12 protein-coding genes, 2 rRNA genes and 1 riboswitch are annotated in these 15,455 nt (G+C 68.4%); of the genes, 4 read left to right on the forward strand and 10 right to left on the reverse strand.

Annotated elements, in window-relative coordinates; genetic code table 11:
- Nucleotides 1–9: 9 nt before the first annotated feature.
- Nucleotides 10–1,023, reverse strand: a complete 1,014-nt coding sequence (gene bioB / locus AMO33_RS11140) for a biotin synthase BioB (protein WP_060592462.1) — start codon at nt 1,021–1,023, stop codon at nt 10–12.
- Between the two features lie 133 nt (nt 1,024–1,156).
- On the opposite strand from bioB, the gene AMO33_RS11145 reads away from it, so the two are divergent.
- Nucleotides 1,157–1,741, forward strand: coding sequence for a TetR/AcrR family transcriptional regulator C-terminal domain-containing protein (locus AMO33_RS11145; RefSeq protein ID WP_060592464.1), 585 nt, complete (start codon nt 1,157–1,159; stop codon nt 1,739–1,741).
- Here the strand turns inward: AMO33_RS11145 and AMO33_RS11150 are convergent.
- The 6 genes from AMO33_RS11150 to AMO33_RS11175 form a co-directional block, all read right to left on the reverse strand.
- Nucleotides 1,698–2,972 (reverse strand): MFS transporter, encoded by a 1,275-nt coding sequence (locus tag AMO33_RS11150; RefSeq protein ID WP_060592466.1) that lies wholly within the window; start codon nt 2,970–2,972, stop codon nt 1,698–1,700. The two genes, AMO33_RS11145 and AMO33_RS11150, sit on opposite strands and share 44 nt — an antisense overlap.
- Nucleotides 2,973–3,075: 103 nt before the next feature.
- Nucleotides 3,076–4,428: an LLM class flavin-dependent oxidoreductase gene (locus tag AMO33_RS11155; RefSeq protein WP_060592468.1), complete on the reverse strand. Its 1,353-nt coding sequence runs from the start codon at nt 4,426–4,428 to the stop codon at nt 3,076–3,078.
- Nucleotides 4,425–5,174, reverse strand: coding sequence for an ABC transporter ATP-binding protein (locus AMO33_RS11160; protein ID WP_170916131.1), 750 nt, complete (start codon nt 5,172–5,174; stop codon nt 4,425–4,427). The genes AMO33_RS11155 and AMO33_RS11160 overlap by 4 nt, the downstream gene beginning before the upstream one ends.
- On the reverse strand, nt 5,150–6,010 hold the full coding sequence (locus AMO33_RS11165; protein ID WP_041560021.1) for an ABC transporter permease: 861 nt from the start codon (nt 6,008–6,010) through the stop codon (nt 5,150–5,152). Before AMO33_RS11165 ends, AMO33_RS11160 begins: the two co-directional genes overlap by 25 nt.
- Nucleotides 6,010–7,104 (reverse strand): ABC transporter substrate-binding protein, encoded by a 1,095-nt coding sequence (locus tag AMO33_RS11170; protein WP_011208357.1) that lies wholly within the window; start codon nt 7,102–7,104, stop codon nt 6,010–6,012. The genes AMO33_RS11165 and AMO33_RS11170 overlap by 1 nt, the downstream gene beginning before the upstream one ends.
- Nucleotides 7,105–7,170: 66 nt before the next feature.
- A complete protein-coding gene (locus AMO33_RS11175) occupies nt 7,171–8,337 on the reverse strand; it encodes an alpha/beta hydrolase (RefSeq protein WP_060592470.1) in 1,167 nt (388 codons plus the stop codon).
- A 105-nt stretch (nt 8,338–8,442) separates the two neighbouring features.
- Nucleotides 8,443–8,581, forward strand: a riboswitch (cobalamin riboswitch).
- Between AMO33_RS11175 and AMO33_RS11180 the strand changes: the two genes are divergently transcribed.
- The 3 genes from AMO33_RS11180 to AMO33_RS11190 all read left to right on the forward strand — a co-directional run bounded on the left by AMO33_RS11180 (nt 8,561) and on the right by AMO33_RS11190 (nt 11,413).
- Nucleotides 8,561–9,592, forward strand: a complete 1,032-nt coding sequence (locus AMO33_RS11180) for a FecCD family ABC transporter permease (RefSeq protein ID WP_060592472.1) — start codon at nt 8,561–8,563, stop codon at nt 9,590–9,592. It overlaps the preceding riboswitch by 21 nt.
- A 32-nt stretch (nt 9,593–9,624) precedes the next feature.
- Complete coding sequence (locus AMO33_RS11185; protein WP_261307332.1) at nt 9,625–10,281, forward strand: ABC transporter ATP-binding protein; 657 nt, start codon at nt 9,625–9,627, stop codon at nt 10,279–10,281.
- A gap of 103 nt (nt 10,282–10,384) precedes the next feature.
- Nucleotides 10,385–11,413 (forward strand): ABC transporter substrate-binding protein, encoded by a 1,029-nt coding sequence (locus AMO33_RS11190; RefSeq protein WP_082668640.1) that lies wholly within the window; start codon nt 10,385–10,387, stop codon nt 11,411–11,413.
- 8 nt (nt 11,414–11,421) lie between these two features.
- Here the strand turns inward: AMO33_RS11190 and AMO33_RS11195 are convergent, their stop codons facing one another.
- The 3 genes from AMO33_RS11195 to AMO33_RS11205 all read right to left on the reverse strand — a co-directional run bounded on the left by AMO33_RS11195 (nt 11,422) and on the right by AMO33_RS11205 (nt 15,442).
- Entirely contained in the window at nt 11,422–11,889 is a 468-nt protein-coding gene (locus tag AMO33_RS11195; protein WP_060592474.1) for an SRPBCC family protein, read from the reverse strand.
- A 188-nt stretch (nt 11,890–12,077) separates the two neighbouring features.
- Nucleotides 12,078–12,194: ribosomal RNA gene (rrf, locus tag AMO33_RS11200) — 5S ribosomal RNA — on the reverse strand.
- Nucleotides 12,195–12,312: 118 nt separating this feature from the next.
- Nucleotides 12,313–15,442: ribosomal RNA gene (locus AMO33_RS11205) — 23S ribosomal RNA — on the reverse strand.
- Between the last annotated feature and the right edge of the window lie 13 nt (nt 15,443–15,455).

Consider the following 15,455-nt stretch of genomic DNA (forward strand, 5'->3'; position numbering starts at 1 on the left):
GCGGGCGACCTACAGCGTTTCGTTGAGCGCCTTGATCGGCATCTTCAGCTCACCCAGCAGATCCAGGTCCGATTCGGCGGGCCGGCCGAGGGTGGTCAGGTAGTTGCCGACGATGACGGCGTTGATGCCGCCGAGAATGCCCTGCTTGGCGCCGAGGTCGCCGAGGGTGATCTCGCGACCGCCCGCGAAGCGCAGGATGGTGCGCGGCAACGCCAGGCGGAAGGCGGCGACGGCCTTGAGCGCCTCGGCCGCGGGCAGCACCTCGAGATCGCCGAACGGCGTGCCCGGACGCGGGTTGAGGAAGTTCAGCGGCACCTCGTCGGGCTCGAGCTCGGCCAGCTGCGCGGCGAATTCGGCGCGCTGCTCCAGGGTTTCGCCCATGCCGAGGATGCCGCCGCAGCACACCTCCATGCCCGCTTCGCGCACCATGCGCAGCGTGTCCCAGCGCTCCTCCCAGGTGTGGGTGGTGACCACGTTGGGGAAGTGCGACTTGGCGGTCTCGAGGTTGTGGTTGTAGCGGTGCACACCCATCGCGGCGAGCTGGTCGACCTGTTCCTGGGTGAGCATGCCCAGCGAGCAGGCCACCTGGATGTCGACCTCGTTGCGGATGGCCTCCACACCGGCGGCGACCTGCGCCATCAGCCGGGCGTCCGGGCCGCGCACGGCGGCGACGATGCAGAACTCGGTGGCGCCGGTCTTGGCGGTCTGCTTGGCGGCCTCCACCAGGCTGGGGATGTCGAGCCAGGCCGCGCGCACCGGCGACTGGAACAGGCCCGACTGCGAGCAGAAGTGGCAGTCCTCGGGACAGCCGCCGGTCTTGAGGCTGATGATGCCCTCGACCTCGACCTCGGGGCCGCACCACTTCATGCGGACCTCGTGGGCCAGTCCGAGCAGCTCCTCGAGCCGGTCGTCACCGAGCCGGAGCACCGCTAGGGTCTGGTCCTGGGTCAGGCCCTCGCCGCGCTCGAGCACCTGCTCGCGCGCGATCTCGAGAATGTCGGTCTGAACGGGTGCCTGGGTCACTGCGGAAATCCCTTCGGGCGGGCTTCTTCGTAGGGCGACGGCCCCTCGCGCCCGAGGTGGCCGTGCAACTTGAACGGTGTTCAGGCTAGGGTAGCGGCAAGAGTGAGTCAAAGCACGATCGGAAGGGACAACGGTGCAACTGCACAGGGCGGACGTGGTCGACGGCGCCATCGCCATCCTCGACCAGTACGGCCTCGCCGACCTGACCATGCGCAGGCTGGCGAGTTCACTGCAGGTGCAGCCGGGCGCCCTGTACTGGCACTTCCCCAACAAGCAGGCCCTGCTCGGCGCGGTCGCCGACCGCATCCTGGCCCCGATGGAGGCACCGGTCACCGCGACCGACTGGGCCGGTCAGCTCACCGAACTCGCGCACCGGCTGCGGGACTGCCTGCTGGCCTACCGCGACGGCGCCGAACTCGTCTCGGCCACCTACGCCTCCCGGCTGACCACCAGCAAGGGCCGCGAGCGCCTGGCCGGGGTCGCGATCCGCGCGGGCATGCCGCGCCAAGAGGCCGAACTGGCCGCCTACACGCTGCTGTACTACGTGCTGGGCCAGACCGTCGACGAGCAGTCCCGCATGCAGATGGACTCCGCGGGCGCGCTGCCCGCCGACGCCACCCCGCTCGACGAAACCCCTGACGCCACCGCGCGTTTCGACTTCGGCCTGCAACTGTTCATCGCGGGCGTACGGCACCTGCTCGGCAGCCGCGTCCGCTGAGCAGCCGCGTTCGGCCGCTGTCGGGCCGTGGTCGGTCCACCGCGGCCCGCCCGGCGGGAAACCACCGGTACATCGTCCACGCGCCCGCCCCCGCGGCGAGCGCGAGCGCGAAGGAGGCGGCGCCGAGAACGGCGAGCGCGCTGATCGCGCCCACCGCGACCGGTCCGGCGAACATGCCGATGTCGTGGGTGAGACGCCAGGCGCCGAGGAATTCGGCGCGCCGGTCCGGCGGGGCGACGTCGGCGCCGACGGTCATGATGAGCCCGTTGCTGATGCCGTTGGCCAGCCCGAGCAGCACCGCCGCCGCGCCCGCGGTGAGCGCCGAGCCGGTGAACGGCAGCGCGGCGTAGCCGAGGGCGAAGCACAGCATGGACGGAATACCGGTGGCGCGGCGGCCGTAGCGGTCCAGCCAGATCCCCGCGGGATAGGACATCAGCACGTCGACCGCTCCCGCGATGCCGAAGATCAGGCTGGTGGCGACGGGGCTGAGCCCGATGTGCGCGGCCCACAACGGCAACAGCGCCTGGCGGGCGGCCCGGGCGGCGCCGGTGAGCAGCGCCGCCGAGCCGAGCGTGCCCAGCAGCCTACGGTTCTCCACCACCACCGAGGACAGCGTGTGCGTGCCGCTCTCGCCGCCGACGTCGCGCACCGCGACCATCGCCAGACCGGCGAGCAGGGTGGTGACACACTGCAACCACAGTCCGCCGTTCGGGCCCATCACGTGCACCAGTCCGGCCCCGAGGAACGGGCCGCAGAAGAACCCGAGCCGGTGCGCGCCCGCCAGGGTCGACAGTGCGCGGCCCCGGTCACCGGGAGACACCACCGCGACGAGGTAGGACTGCCTGGCCAGGCCCCACACCGCCCCCGCCGCGCCGTTGAGCAGCATCCCCGCCGCCAGCACCGCCAGGTTCGGCGCCAGGATCGCCGCGAGCACCCCGGCCAGCCCGAGCAGCGACCCCAGCCCGATCGCCCCGCGCTCCCCCACCCGGGCCACCACCCGGCCGGCGGGCAGATCGGTGAGCACCATCCCCAGCCCGCTCAGCGACACGACCAGTCCGGCGAGCCCGGCACTCGCACCGAGATCCAGGGCCCGTAGCGCGTACATCGGCGCCGCCGCACCGGCCCCGGTGCCGTACAGCGCCATCGGCACGAACACCGACCACGTCAGGCTCCGCAACCGCACGGAACGGACTGTGCCGGTGGCACTTTCGGTCGCTCGGTCGACGCTCACCGCCCGCGCCCCCGGTGGCGACCGCGTGGTGTCCCGGCCCGCGCACCGCAGCGCGCGAGCCCGGCCGCCGCGCGTCCGCCCGGACACTCCTCGGGTGCCCGGCTCACCGCACCCCCACCGGTCGACGGGCGAATCGGCTCTCCGGCCGCGGCAGTCCGAAGTGATCGCGCAACGTCGTGCCCGAGTATTCGGTGCGGAACAGCCCGCGCTCGCGCAGGATCGGCACCACGGTGTCGGTGAAGACCTCCAGCCCGCCCGGGTAGTAGGGCGGCATCACGTTGAACCCGTCGGCGGCACCGTGGCGGAACCACTCCTCGATGGTGTCGGCGACCTGTTCGGGCGTGCCCGCGAACACCCGGTGCCCGCGCGCGCCCGCCAGCCGATGCAGCAACTGCCGCAGCGTCGGCCGTTCCCGGCGCACGATCCCGGCGACGACCTGCAACCGGCTGCGCGCGTTGTCGGTGACCTCACCCGCGTCGTCGAACTCCTCGACCGGCACCGGCTCGTCGAGCTTCAGGTGCCGTAGATCCCGTCCGGCGATTCCGGCGAGCTGTGCCAGCCCGTATTCCGGCACGGTCAGCTCGTTGAACTCCCGCTCCAGTTTCCGGGCCGCGGCCTCGGTGTCGGCGATGAACGGGCTGATGCCGGGCAGGATCTTCACGTGCTCGGGGTCGCGGCCGAACGCGCGGGCCTTGGCCTTGATGTCGGCGTAGAACGCCTGGGCGTCCGCCAGTTGCTGGTGCGCGGTGAAGATGGCCTCGGCGTAGCGGCCCGCGAACGCGCGGCCCTCGTTGGAGGCGCCCGCCTGGACCAGCACCGGATGCCCCTGCGGTGGGCGCGCGGCGTTGAACGGTCCACGCACGCGCAGGTATTCGCCCTCGAAATCGATGCGGTGGATCTTGGCCGGATCGGCGTAGCGGCCCGCCGCGGTGTCCAGCAGGATGGCGTCGTCCTCCCAGCTGTCCCACAGCGCGACCACCGCGTCCACGAATTCCCGTGCCCGCGCGTACCTTTCGGTGTGGTCGGGGTGGCGGTCCAGCCCGAAGTTGGCCGCGGCCAGATCGGTGCCGGTGGTGACGATGTTCCACCCGGCCCGGCCGCCGGAGAGGTGGTCCAGACTCGCGAACAGCCTGGCCAGATTGTAGGGCTCGTAGTAGGTGGTCGAGGCGGTGGCGATCAGCCCGATCCGGCTGGTGGCGGCCGCGATGGCGGTGAGCAGCGTGATCGGTTCCAGTCCGGGCGCGGCGTTGAATTCGACATTGGTGCGCAGCGCGGGACCGTCGGCGAAGAACACCGCGTCCAATGTCGCGGCCTCGGCGGTGCGGGCGATCTCCTGGTAGTACCGCACGTCGTAGATGCGGTCGGGCCTGCTCGCCGGATGGCGCCAGGCGGCCTCGTGGTGCCCGGCGGGATAGATGAAGGCGTTGAGGCTCAGCTGGCGGGGACGGTCGGTCATGAGGCTTGTTTCTCTTCCTCCGGTGCGGCGAGGTCGACGCCGAGCGCGGCGAGCAGCAGCTCGCGGGCGTGGATGAACTCGGGGGCGCTGTGACGGCGGGGCCGGGGCAGCTCGATGCGCAGGTCGGTGGCGAGGCGGCCGTCCTGCAACACCAGCACCCGGTCGGCGAGCAGCACCGCCTCGTCGACGTCGTGGGTGACCAGCAGCACGGCGGGCTTGTGCCGGGCGCACAGATCCTGCAGCAGGGCGTGCATCCTGATCCTGGTCAAGGCGTCCAGCGCGCCGAACGGCTCGTCGGCCAGCAGCAGTTCCGGCTCGCGGACCAGCGACCTGGCCAGTGCCACCCGTTGCTGCTCACCACCGGAGAGCTCCCGCGGCCAGGCGCGCTCGCGCCCGGCCAGGCCCACCTCGGCCAGCGCCGCCCGGCCGCGCGCGGCGGCATCGGCGCCGGACAGGCCGAGGATCACGTTGTCGAGCACGCGGGCCCAGGGCAGCAGCCGGGAGTCCTGGAAGACCACCGCGCGTTCGCTCGGCACCCGCAACTCGCCCGAGCCGGTACCCGCGTCGTCGAGTTCGGCGAGTGCGCGCAGCAGCGTGCTCTTGCCCGAGCCGCTGCGCCCGAGCAACGCCACGAACTCACCGCGCGCGATGTCGAGATCGATGCCGCGCAGCACCGTGCGGTCACCGAAGCCGCGGCGCAGCTCGCGGGTGCGGACCACGCTCAGTCGCCCAGTGTCTGTCGCCATGACAGTGCCTTCCTTTCCACCGCGCGCACCGCGATGTCGCCGAACAGGCCGAGCAGTCCGTAGATCACCAACCCGACCACGATCACGTCGATCTGGCCGTAGGTGCGCGCCTGCGTCATCAGGTAGCCGATGCCGCTGGTGGCGTTGACCTGCTCGACGACGACCAGCGCCAGCCAGGAGATCGTCACCGCCAACCGCAGGCCGATGAAGAAGCCGGGCAGCGAACCGGGCAGCGCGACGCGGCGCACGAACGCCGCACGCGACAGCCGCACGGTCTCGGCCAGCTCCACATAGCGGGAGTCGACACTGCGCAGATAGGCGTGGGTGTTGATGTAGACCGGCACGAAGACGCTCAGCGTGATGACGATCAGCTTCATCTCCTCGCCGATGCCGAACCACACGATGAACAGCGGGATCAACGCCAGCGTCGGAATGGCGCGCTTGATCTGGATCGGCCCGTCCAGCAGCGCCTCGCCCACCCTGCTCAGGCCCGCGATGAGCGCGAGCACCACGCCGATCACCACGCCCAACGCCAACCCGATGCCGGCACGTTGCAGCGAGGTCAGCAGATTCGACTGCAGACGGCCGTCGGCGATCAGCTCACCGGCGGTCTGCGCCACCGTCCAGGGGGCGGGCAGGGTGTCGGGGTCGAGCGAGCCGGTGGCCGAGCCGAGCACCCAGGCGCCGACCAGCAGCGCCGGGCCGAGCGCGATCCCGAACGGGATCGGTGTGCCCGGGCCGAGCCTGCGCCGCGACAACCCGCCGCGCGCCTGCCGGGCCTGCGACGTGCCCGCCGCGCCGAACCGGCGCAGCACGCCCGCTTCCACTGTCGCCATCATCGCTCCTTCGGCTCGAACGCCGCGCCGGATTCGGTGACCGCCGCGGTCACCACGGCGTCGTACCGCAGGTCGAAACCGTCGGCGGCCTCGACCTTTCTCGGCAGCTCACCGGCGGCATCGATGAGGTCGATGGTCGCCTGCTGCCGATCGATCAGGTCCTGGTCCAGATGCGGGAAGACGTAGCTGCCCAGCGAATCCACGATCCGGCGCGCGTCCTCCGGCGAGACCTTCTGGTTCTCCACGTAATACCGTTGCTCCCACTCGGCGCGGTGGGTGTTGGTCCACTGGTAGGCGCGCACATACGCCCGCACCAGCGCGGCCACCGCCGCCGACCGGGCCGGGTCGTTGGTCACCTCCCGGCGCGCGTAGAGGTAGGCCAATCCGCTGTAGATGCCGTGCGTTTCGCTGTCGGGCAGCACGGTGGCGCCGGGCGTGCGCAGCAGCCGCGTGACGTTCGGTTCGATCAGCGGGGCCACGTCCACCTGGCCGGTGCGCACCGCGTCGAGGAACTCCGCCAGCTGCAACCGGACCAGTTCCACGTCGCCGGTGTCCAGTCCCGCCTTGTCCAGCGCGCGCAGCACGGCCGCCTGCTGGGCGGTGCCCTCGGCGTAGGCGATCTTCCTGCCCTTCAGATCCGCCAGCGTCGTCACCGGAACACCCGGCGCCACCGCCAGTTTCAGCGCGTCCACGCTGGTGCGGTACGCGGCCACGATCGGCACGTCCTGCCCGGCGGCCAGCGCGTGGATCGGCGGCACGTCCCCCACCGGCGCCACGTCGGCCGCGCCGGCGCGGAACGCCTCCAGGATGGCCGGGCCGCCGACGAAGTTGGCGAATTCGACGGTGAACGGCAGCGTGTCGAGCTCACCGGAGAGCCGCAGCGCCGTCTGCAACCGCTCCTGCTGGTCGGCGATCACGAGCTTGGTGCCGGGCGGCACCTCGGTGGGCAGCGGGGTGTTCGCGGCGGCCACCGTCGCGTCGTCGTCCTTCGCGCAACCGGTCAGCCCGAGGGTCGCGGCGGTCGCCGCGGCGAGCAGAACGGCGGTCAGGCGACGGCCACGACGGCCGGCGAGCACGGTTCGGGTTCCAGACATGCGGGGAATTGAAACAACCCGGCCGCGTCCCCGAACACCTTTGTCGGCAGCCTGATTCGAAAGGTGTCACGACGGCGCCGCGGCGGTCCGCACGCCGCGCGCCCGGTCCAGATAGCGCTGCACGAACGGCAGCACCTGCTGCTCGATGACGGTGTTGTAGGCCACCGGCGCCTGCCGCGGGTTGGCGTGGCCGATCTCGCGCGGCAGCACCACCAGCAGGCTGCCGTCCACCCCGCCGACCCGCTCGACCAGCACCCGGTGGGAGTACTCGACGTCGACCACCCGGTCGCGGGCGGCGTCGCGGGGACGGATGAACACGATCGCCGGACGCGGTTTGCCCTCGGCCGGCCGCGCCAGAGCCCGCAGGTTGTCGATCGCGCCGCCACCGACGATCGCCAGGAACTGCGATTCGATCAACCCGTTGCTGGCGGCGTTGTGCGAGAGCACCTTCTCGGTGGTCACCTCGGTCAGCACCGCACGCAGCGCGGCGAGCCGGATGCCGGGCACCGGCCGGCCGGCCGGATCGAGGAAGCGGTCCCGGCGGGCATAGGTTTCCACCGCCATGCGCAGCGTGCGGCTCTCCCGCGCACCGGGCAGCCAGCCCATCCAGCGCAGCATGTCCTCGCCGCGGCCACGGCTCTCCGGCCGCACCGCGCCGAGGTCCATCGGGGTGCAGTCCAGCAGCACTCCGGCCAGCCTGCGGTCGCTGCCGCGATGGATGTGCTCGCCCACCTCCAGCGCGATCACCCCGCCCATGCTGTGCCCGACGAGCACGAGGTTGCGCACCCCGGACATCTGCGCGGCGCGCACCACCAGATCCGCGATCACCTTGCTGTCGATGCCCTGGTTGTCGTATCTGATCGCCCACACCACCCCGAGGCGGCGCAGCGCGGGCAGGGCGGCCGCGGTGTCGGTGGCGTTGAGCCCGCCCAGACCGACCATGTCCACCACCGCGGTGTCCCAGTTCCGGTCGTCCACCGGAGTGGCGACCGGAAGCAGCGCGGGTTCGGTGCGTGCGAGCCTGGCCCGCTCCGGCGCCACGTCGTGCACCCAGTACTGCACGAACAGGGTGAGCAGGAGTGTCAGTAAGGCGGCGACCCGCACCAGCGCCAGCCTGGTGCGGCGCAGTCTCGTCCAGCGATGCCCGAGGCGGGTCTCCCGCAACCGAGCCCTGCGCCGTTCGTCGTCCCAGTCGGCGACCGTCGACGGGTGCCGCTCGTCCCACAGCGACATCACTCCACGGTAACGACGGACGCCGGAGCCTGCCACGTGCCGACCCGACCACCCGCCGCGAGCAGACCGGGCGGTAGAGTACTGCCCGTCAACCCCCGGCGGGTGCGGGAATCCGGTGAGAATCCGGAACGGTCGCGCCACTGTGATCGCCTTCGGCGAGAGTCAGACCTCCCCCACCGGGTCGCTTCTGGAAAGGCCGCGACTTGCCTGTGGAGTATCGCCGATGATCCGCGTCCGGACATCGATCACCCTCGGCGTGCTGAGCGTCGCCGTATGCGTCGCCATGGTGTTCGCCACCGGTCTCGGCGCCGAGACACTGCCCGTCGGATCGGTCTGGCACGTGCTGCGGGACCGGATCACCGGCACCGCGCCCGCCGATCTCGGTCTCGACACCATCGTCTGGCAGCTGCGGGTGCCGCGTACCGTGCTCGCCGCGATCGTCGGCGCCGGGCTGGCGCTGGCCGGGGCCGCGATGCAGACCCTGGTGCGCAATCCGCTGGCCGATCCCTTCCTGCTCGGCGTCTCCTCCGGTGCCGGTGTCGGCGCGGCCGCGGTGATCACCTCGGGGTTCTTCGCCGGCGCGGGCGTCTGGGCGTTGTCCGGCGGTGCGTTGGCCGGCGCGTTCCTGGCCGCGACGCTGGTGTTCCTCATCGCCTCCGCCCAGGGCGGCCTCACCCCGCTGCGGCTGGTGCTCACCGGCACCGTGCTCGGTTCGGCGTTCGCCGCGTTCAGCAGTTTCCTGGTGTTCCGCAGCGCCGATCCGGCGGCGGCGCAATCGGTGCTGTTCTGGCTGCTCGGCAGCCTGGCCGGCGCCGACTGGACCCGGATCGCGCTGCCGCTGACGGTCGTGGTGCTGGCAGGTGTGGCGCTGTTGGCGGCCGCGGGCTGGCTGGACGCGCTGCTCGTCGGCGCCGACACCGCGGCCTCGGTCGGCGTTCCGGTGCGGCAGCTGCGCATCGCGCTGTTCGTGCTGCTGGCGGTGCTGGTCGGGGTGCTGGTCGCGGTGTCCGGCGGGATCGGCTTCGTCGGCCTGGTGGTGCCGCACGCGGCCCGGTTGCTGGTCGGCCCCCGCCACCGCGACCTGTTACCGGTCTGCGCGCTCTGCGGCGCGTTGTTCCTCGTCGTGGCCGACGCCGCCACCCGGATCCTGGTGCGCCCCACCGAGATCCCGGTGGGCGTGCTGACCGGCCTGATCGGCGCCCCCGCCTTCCTGCTGCTGCTGGGCCGCCGCACCTACCGGTTCGGGGAATCATGACCCGCGATACCGCGCCCGGGGGACGTTTGTCGGTGACCGAGGTGAGCTGCGAGGTGGGACGGCGCCCGGTGCTCACCGGGGTGAGCTTCGAGGTGGCGCCCGGGGAGATGATCGGGGTGGTCGGGCCGAACGGCAGCGGGAAGACCACGCTGCTGCACGTGCTCGCGGGGGTGCGACGGCCGCGCCGGGGCCGGGTCACGGTGGACGGGCAACCGCTGCACGAACTTCCGGCGCGGCAGCGCGCCCGGACGGTGGCGCTGGTGGCGCAGGACGAGCGGCCGCCCGCGGATCTGCTCGTCGGCGAGGTGGTCGCGCTCGGGCGCACCCCGTATCTGCCGCCCTGGGGCGCGGGATCGCCCGCCGAGCGACAGGTCGTCACCGACGCACTGGCCGCGGTCGACCTCGCGGGTCTCGCCGCCCGCCCCGTGCACAAGCTCTCCGGGGGTGAGCGCCGGCGCGTCCTGCTGGCCCGGGCACTCGCCCAGGACACGCCCGTCCTGATCCTCGACGAGCCGACCAACCATCTCGACATCACCCACCAGCTCGACCTGCTCGCGCTGGCCCGCGGCCTCGGTCGCACGGTGGTCACCGCGCTGCACGACCTCACCCTCGCCGATCGCTACTGCGACCGGGTCCTAGTGCTGCACGGCGGTACCGCGCACCCCCGGCCGACCCCGCGGTGGCGTTGACCCCCGAGGTGCTCGCGGACGTCTTCGGCATCCGCGCCGTGCGGGTCCCCCACCCCGACACCGGCGCACCCCACCTGTTGATCTCCCCGCGAGAGGCGAAGGCATGAACCGACCCGTCCGGATACTCGCCGCGGCCGCGCTGGCGGCCACCCTGGCCGCCTGCGGTACCGCGCACCCCACCGCGAGTGACCTCGTGCTCACCAACTGCGGTGCCGAGGCGAGCTTTCCCGCGCCCGCGCACCGCCTGTTCGTCAACGACAGCAACATGGTCTCGATGCTGCTGGCGCTGGGCGCCCAGGACCAGGTGATCGCGGTGTCGAGTCTGCAACGCGACGCCGACACCCTGCGCAAGCACTACGGCCCCGCCGCCGTCGACGGGTTGTCCGATGTCGCGCCGCACTCGCCCTCGCGCGAAACCGTGCTGGCCCAGCGCCCCGACGTCATGGTCGCCGGCTGGAACTACGGCTACACCGAGGCCGCGAACCTCACCCCCGATTCGCTGCGCAAGGACGGCATCGCCGCCTACATCCTCACCGAGAGCTGCCGTCAGCGAGCCGGTGAACGCGCCCGCGGGGTGGTCGAACCGTGGACGGCCCTGCGCACCGATCTCACCAATCTCGGCGCCATCACCGGCCGCACCGAGCGCGCCGCCGACCTCGTCGCCGATCTCGACACCCGCCTGGCCGCCCTGCACGCCGCACCGCAGGCGCCGCGCAAGCCCGCCGTCTTCCTGTTCGACAGCGGCAGCGACACGATCTTCTCCAGCGGGAAGTTCGGTGCGCCGCAAGCCATCCTGGATTCGGCGGGCGCACGCAACATCCTCGACGACGTCGCCGACACGTGGACGAAGGTCTCCTGGGAACGCCTCGCCTCCGCCGACCCCGACGCGATCATGTTCGTCGATTACCCCGGCCAGACCTTCGAGCAGAAGGTCGAGCTGCTGCGCGGCAAGCCCGGCATCAACGAGCTGCGTGCCGTCCGGGAGGGCCGGTTCCTCAACCTGCCGTATGTGCTGTGGACCAGCGGACCGCTGAACATCGACGCCGCCGAGCAGATCCGCGCCCGGCTGGAGCAGTGGGAGCTGCTGCCCCCTTCCGGGATCCGGCCGCGCGCCGACGACGAAGTGCGCTGAGGCGCCGGTCAATCGAGGGTGCCGCGCTCGGCGAGGGCGGCGAGCTTCGCCAGCGAGATCCGCCAGCCGATCTCGTTGTCGTGCGGGTCCAGTCCGCTGGGCAGCTTGTCGTGCAGAGCGATCAGGTCGGTGCCGCCGTCGGCCTCGGTGAGGGTGTAGCTGATCGTCATCTCGCCCTGCACATCCGGATCCTCGGTGTCGAACTCGACGAGCTGCACCACCTGCTCGTTCGGGACCAGCATCAGGAAGCGGCCACGGTAGCTGTCGGTGTGGTCGGTGGTCTTGCCGGTGTCGGTGGGGTCGTCGTAGGTGAGCGTGATGTGGAAGGCGCCGCCCTCGCGGGCGTCGAATTCGTGCACCCGGCTGGTCATGCCGTCGGGCACCATCCACCGGGCCACCGCCTCGCCGTCGAGCAGCAGCCGGTAGACCGTCTCCCGAGGTGCGTCGATGTGCTTGCCGATGCGTGTCGCGGTCATGCGACCACGGTAGCCGCCTCGGACCGGTCACTCGGGTGGAAGAAATGTCGGCCAGGAAACGATGCCGGAAAACACGGAAAGCCCCAATCGCGTTGGGGCCTTCTGAATGAATAGTCGGTGTCTGGGGGTGTGGGGTCCGGAAATGCCGATAGGGGACCCACTAGTGGGTCCCCTATCAGGAAAGGATGTTCCGGCGGTGTCCTACTCTCCCACACCCTGTCGAGTGCAGTACCATCGGCGCTGGCAGGCTTAGCTTCCGGGTTCGGAATGGGACCGGGCGTTTCCCCACCGCTATGACCGCCGTAACTCTATGAAACTATCCACACCCCCGCACACACCCCACACCCTTTCGGTGATGGGGCGGGTGTCAACGGTGGGTTGTGTGTTGTTTCAGATACCGCACAGTGGACGCGTAACATCGTTGTTGGTAAGTCCTCGGCCGATTAGTACCAGTCACCTCCACACGTTACCGCGCTTCCAGTTCTGGCCTATCAACCCCATGGTCTGTGGGGGGCCTTACCCCCTCGAGGGGGTGAGAAACCTCATCTTGGAACAGGCTTCCCGCTTAGATGCTTTCAGCGGTTATCCCTTCCGAACGTAGCTAACCAGCAGTGCCCTTGGCAGGACAACTGGCACACCAGAGGTTCGTCCGTCCCGGTCCTCTCGTACTAGGGACAGCCTTCCTCAAGTTTCTGACGCGCGCGGCGGATAGAGACCGAACTGTCTCACGACGTTCTAAACCCAGCTCGCGTGCCGCTTTAATGGGCGAACAGCCCAACCCTTGGGACCTACTCCAGCCCCAGGATGCGACGAGCCGACATCGAGGTGCCAAACCATCCCGTCGATATGGACTCTTGGGGAAGATCAGCCTGTTATCCCCGGGGTACCTTTTATCCGTTGAGCGACACCGCTTCCACATGCCGGTGCCGGATCACTAGTCCCGACTTTCGTCCCTGCTCGACCCGTCAGTCTCACAGTCAAGCTCCCTTGTGCACTTGCACTCGACACCTGATTGCCAACCAGGCTGAGGGAACCTTTGGGCGCCTCCGTTACATTTTAGGAGGCAACCGCCCCAGTTAAACTACCCACCAGGCACTGTCCCTGAACCAGATCATGGCCCGAGGTTAGAAGTCCAATACGATCAGAGTGGTATTTCAACGACGACTCCCACCACACTGGCGTGTGGCTTTCACAGTCTCCCACCTATCCTACACAAACCGTACCGAACACCAATACCAAGCTATAGTGAAGGTCCCGGGGTCTTTTCGTCCTGCCGCGCGTAACGAGCATCTTTACTCGTAATGCAATTTCGCCGAGTCTGTGGTTGAGACAGCAGAGAAGTCGTTACGCCATTCGTGCAGGTCGGAACTTACCCGACAAGGAATTTCGCTACCTTAGGATGGTTATAGTTACCACCGCCGTTTACCGGGGCTTAAATTCTCAGCTTCGCGCCGAAGCGCTAACCGGTCCTCTTAACCTTCCGGCACCGGGCAGGCGTCAGTCCGTATACATCGTCTTACGACTTCGCACGGACCTGTGTTTTTAGTAAACAGTCGCTTCTCTCTGGTCTCTGCGACCCAACCCAGCTCACGGTGCAAGACCGGTCACCAGATCAGGTCCCCCTTCTCCCGAAGTTACGGGGGCATTTTGCCGAGTTCCTTAACCACAGTTCTCTCGATCGCCTCGGTATTCTCTACCTGACCACCTGTGTCGGTTTGGGGTACGGGCCGTGTACCAACTCACTAGAGGCTTTTCTCGGCAGCATAGGATCACTGAATTCACCTCAATCGGCTACGCATCACCTCTCAGGCTCATGTTGTGCGGATTTGCCTACACAACGCCCTACAGGCTTACACCAGTACAACCACTCACTGGCCCAGCTACCTTCCTGCGTCACCCCATCGCTTGACTACTACAGCAGGGGTCGTGCGCAGCCACTTCCGGCCTCCCGAAGGAGGTCCATCCGCTTTTGGGCACTTAGCACCACTGATTCGCCATTGGGCGCGGATACACGGGTACGGGAATATCAACCCGTTGTCCATCGACTACGCCTGTCGGCCTCGCCTTAGGTCCCGACTCACCCTGGGCGGATTAACCTGGCCCAGGAACCCTTGGTCATTCGGCGGACGAGTTTCTCACTCGTCTTTCGCTACTCATGCCTGCATTCTCACTCGCACAGCCTCCACAACTGGGTTACCCCGCTGCTTCCCTGGCTGCACGACGCTCCCCTACCCACCCCAACCACTGCGCACCGGACCGTAACCCGATGCGGATGTCATGTTGGAGTGCCGCGGCTTCGGCGGTGTACTTGAGCCCCGCTACATTGTCGGCGCAGGATCACTTGACCAGTGAGCTATTACGCACTCTTTCAAGGGTGGCTGCTTCTAAGCCAACCTCCTGGTTGTCTTCGCGACCCCACATCCTTTTCCACTTAGTACACGCTTAGGGGCCTTAGCCGGCGATCTGGGCTGTTTCCCTCTCGACTACGAAGCTTATCCCCCGCAGTCTCACTGCCACGCTCTCACACACCGGCATTCGGAGTTTGGCTGACTTCGGTAAGCTTGTAGGCCCCCTAGGCCATCCAGTAGCTCTACCTCCGGCGTGAAACACGTGACGCTGCACCTAAATGCATTTCGGGGAGAACCAGCTATCACGGAGTTTGATTGGCCTTTCACCCCTACCCACAGCTCATCCCCTCAGTTTTCAACCTAAGTGGGTTCGGGCCTCCACGACGTCTTACCGTCGCTTCACCCTGGCCATGGGTAGATCACTCCGCTTCGGGTCTAGAACACGCGACTCAACGCCCTATTCGGACTCGCTTTCGCTACGGCTACCCCACACGGGTTAACCTCGCCACATGCCACTAACTCGCAGGCTCATTCTTCAAAAGGCACGCCATCACCCACAGCAACAAAGTCACTCGCAGGCCCTGACGGATTGTAAGCGCACGGTTTCAGGTACTATTTCACTCCCCTCCCGGGGTACTTTTCACCTTTCCCTCACGGTACTAGTCCGCTATCGGTCACCAGGGAGTATTCAGGCTTACCGGGTGGTCCCGGCAGATTCACAGCAGATTTCACGGGCCCGCTGCTACTCGGGTATCACTCACATGAGCCGTCATGTTTTCACTTACCGGACTCTCACCGTCTACGGTAGGCCGTCCCAGACCACTTCAGCTAACACAACGGTTTCTGACTCACGCCCAGCTCGGCAGAACCGGGAAGAGCAACCCCACAACCCCACATAGACAACGCCTGCCGGCTATCACATCTACATGGTTTAGCCTCATCCGCTTTCGCTCGCCACTACTCACGGAATCACTCTTGTTTTCTCTTCCTGTGGGTACTGAGATGTTTCACTTCCCCACGTTCCCTCCACACACCCTATATATTCAGGCGCGGGTAACACGACATCACTCGTGCTGGGTTTCCCCATTCGGAAATCCTCGGATCTCAGCTCGGTTGACAGCTCCCCGAGGCTTATCGCAGCCTCCTACGTCCTTCATCGGCTCCTGGTGCCAAGGCATCCACCGAACGCTCTTAAACACTTACAAACAAAGATGCTCG

Origin of the sequence: Nocardia farcinica (assembly GCF_001182745.1) — a bacterium.
Taxonomy (GTDB): Bacteria; Actinomycetota; Actinomycetes; order Mycobacteriales; family Mycobacteriaceae; genus Nocardia; species Nocardia farcinica.

Bases quoted from the DNA above. Each gene is read 5' to 3' on its own strand.
- AMO33_RS11155 (WP_060592468.1), bottom strand. From the start codon at position 4,428: ATGACCGACCGTCCCCGCCAGCTGAGCCTCAACGCCTTCATCTATCCC.
- AMO33_RS11160 (WP_170916131.1), bottom strand. From the start codon at position 5,174: ATGGCGACAGACACTGGGCGACTGAGCGTGGTCCGCACCCGCGAGCTG.
- AMO33_RS11165 (WP_041560021.1), bottom strand. From the start codon at position 6,010: ATGGCGACAGTGGAAGCGGGCGTGCTGCGCCGGTTCGGCGCGGCGGGC.
- AMO33_RS11170 (WP_011208357.1), bottom strand. From the start codon at position 7,104: ATGTCTGGAACCCGAACCGTGCTCGCCGGCCGTCGTGGCCGTCGCCTG.
- AMO33_RS11175 (WP_060592470.1), bottom strand. From the start codon at position 8,337: ATGTCGCTGTGGGACGAGCGGCACCCGTCGACGGTCGCCGACTGGGAC.
- AMO33_RS11180 (WP_060592472.1), top strand. From the start codon at position 8,561: ATGATCCGCGTCCGGACATCGATCACCCTCGGCGTGCTGAGCGTCGCC.
- AMO33_RS11190 (WP_082668640.1), top strand. From the start codon at position 10,385: ATGAACCGACCCGTCCGGATACTCGCCGCGGCCGCGCTGGCGGCCACC.
- AMO33_RS11195 (WP_060592474.1), bottom strand. From the start codon at position 11,889: ATGACCGCGACACGCATCGGCAAGCACATCGACGCACCTCGGGAGACG.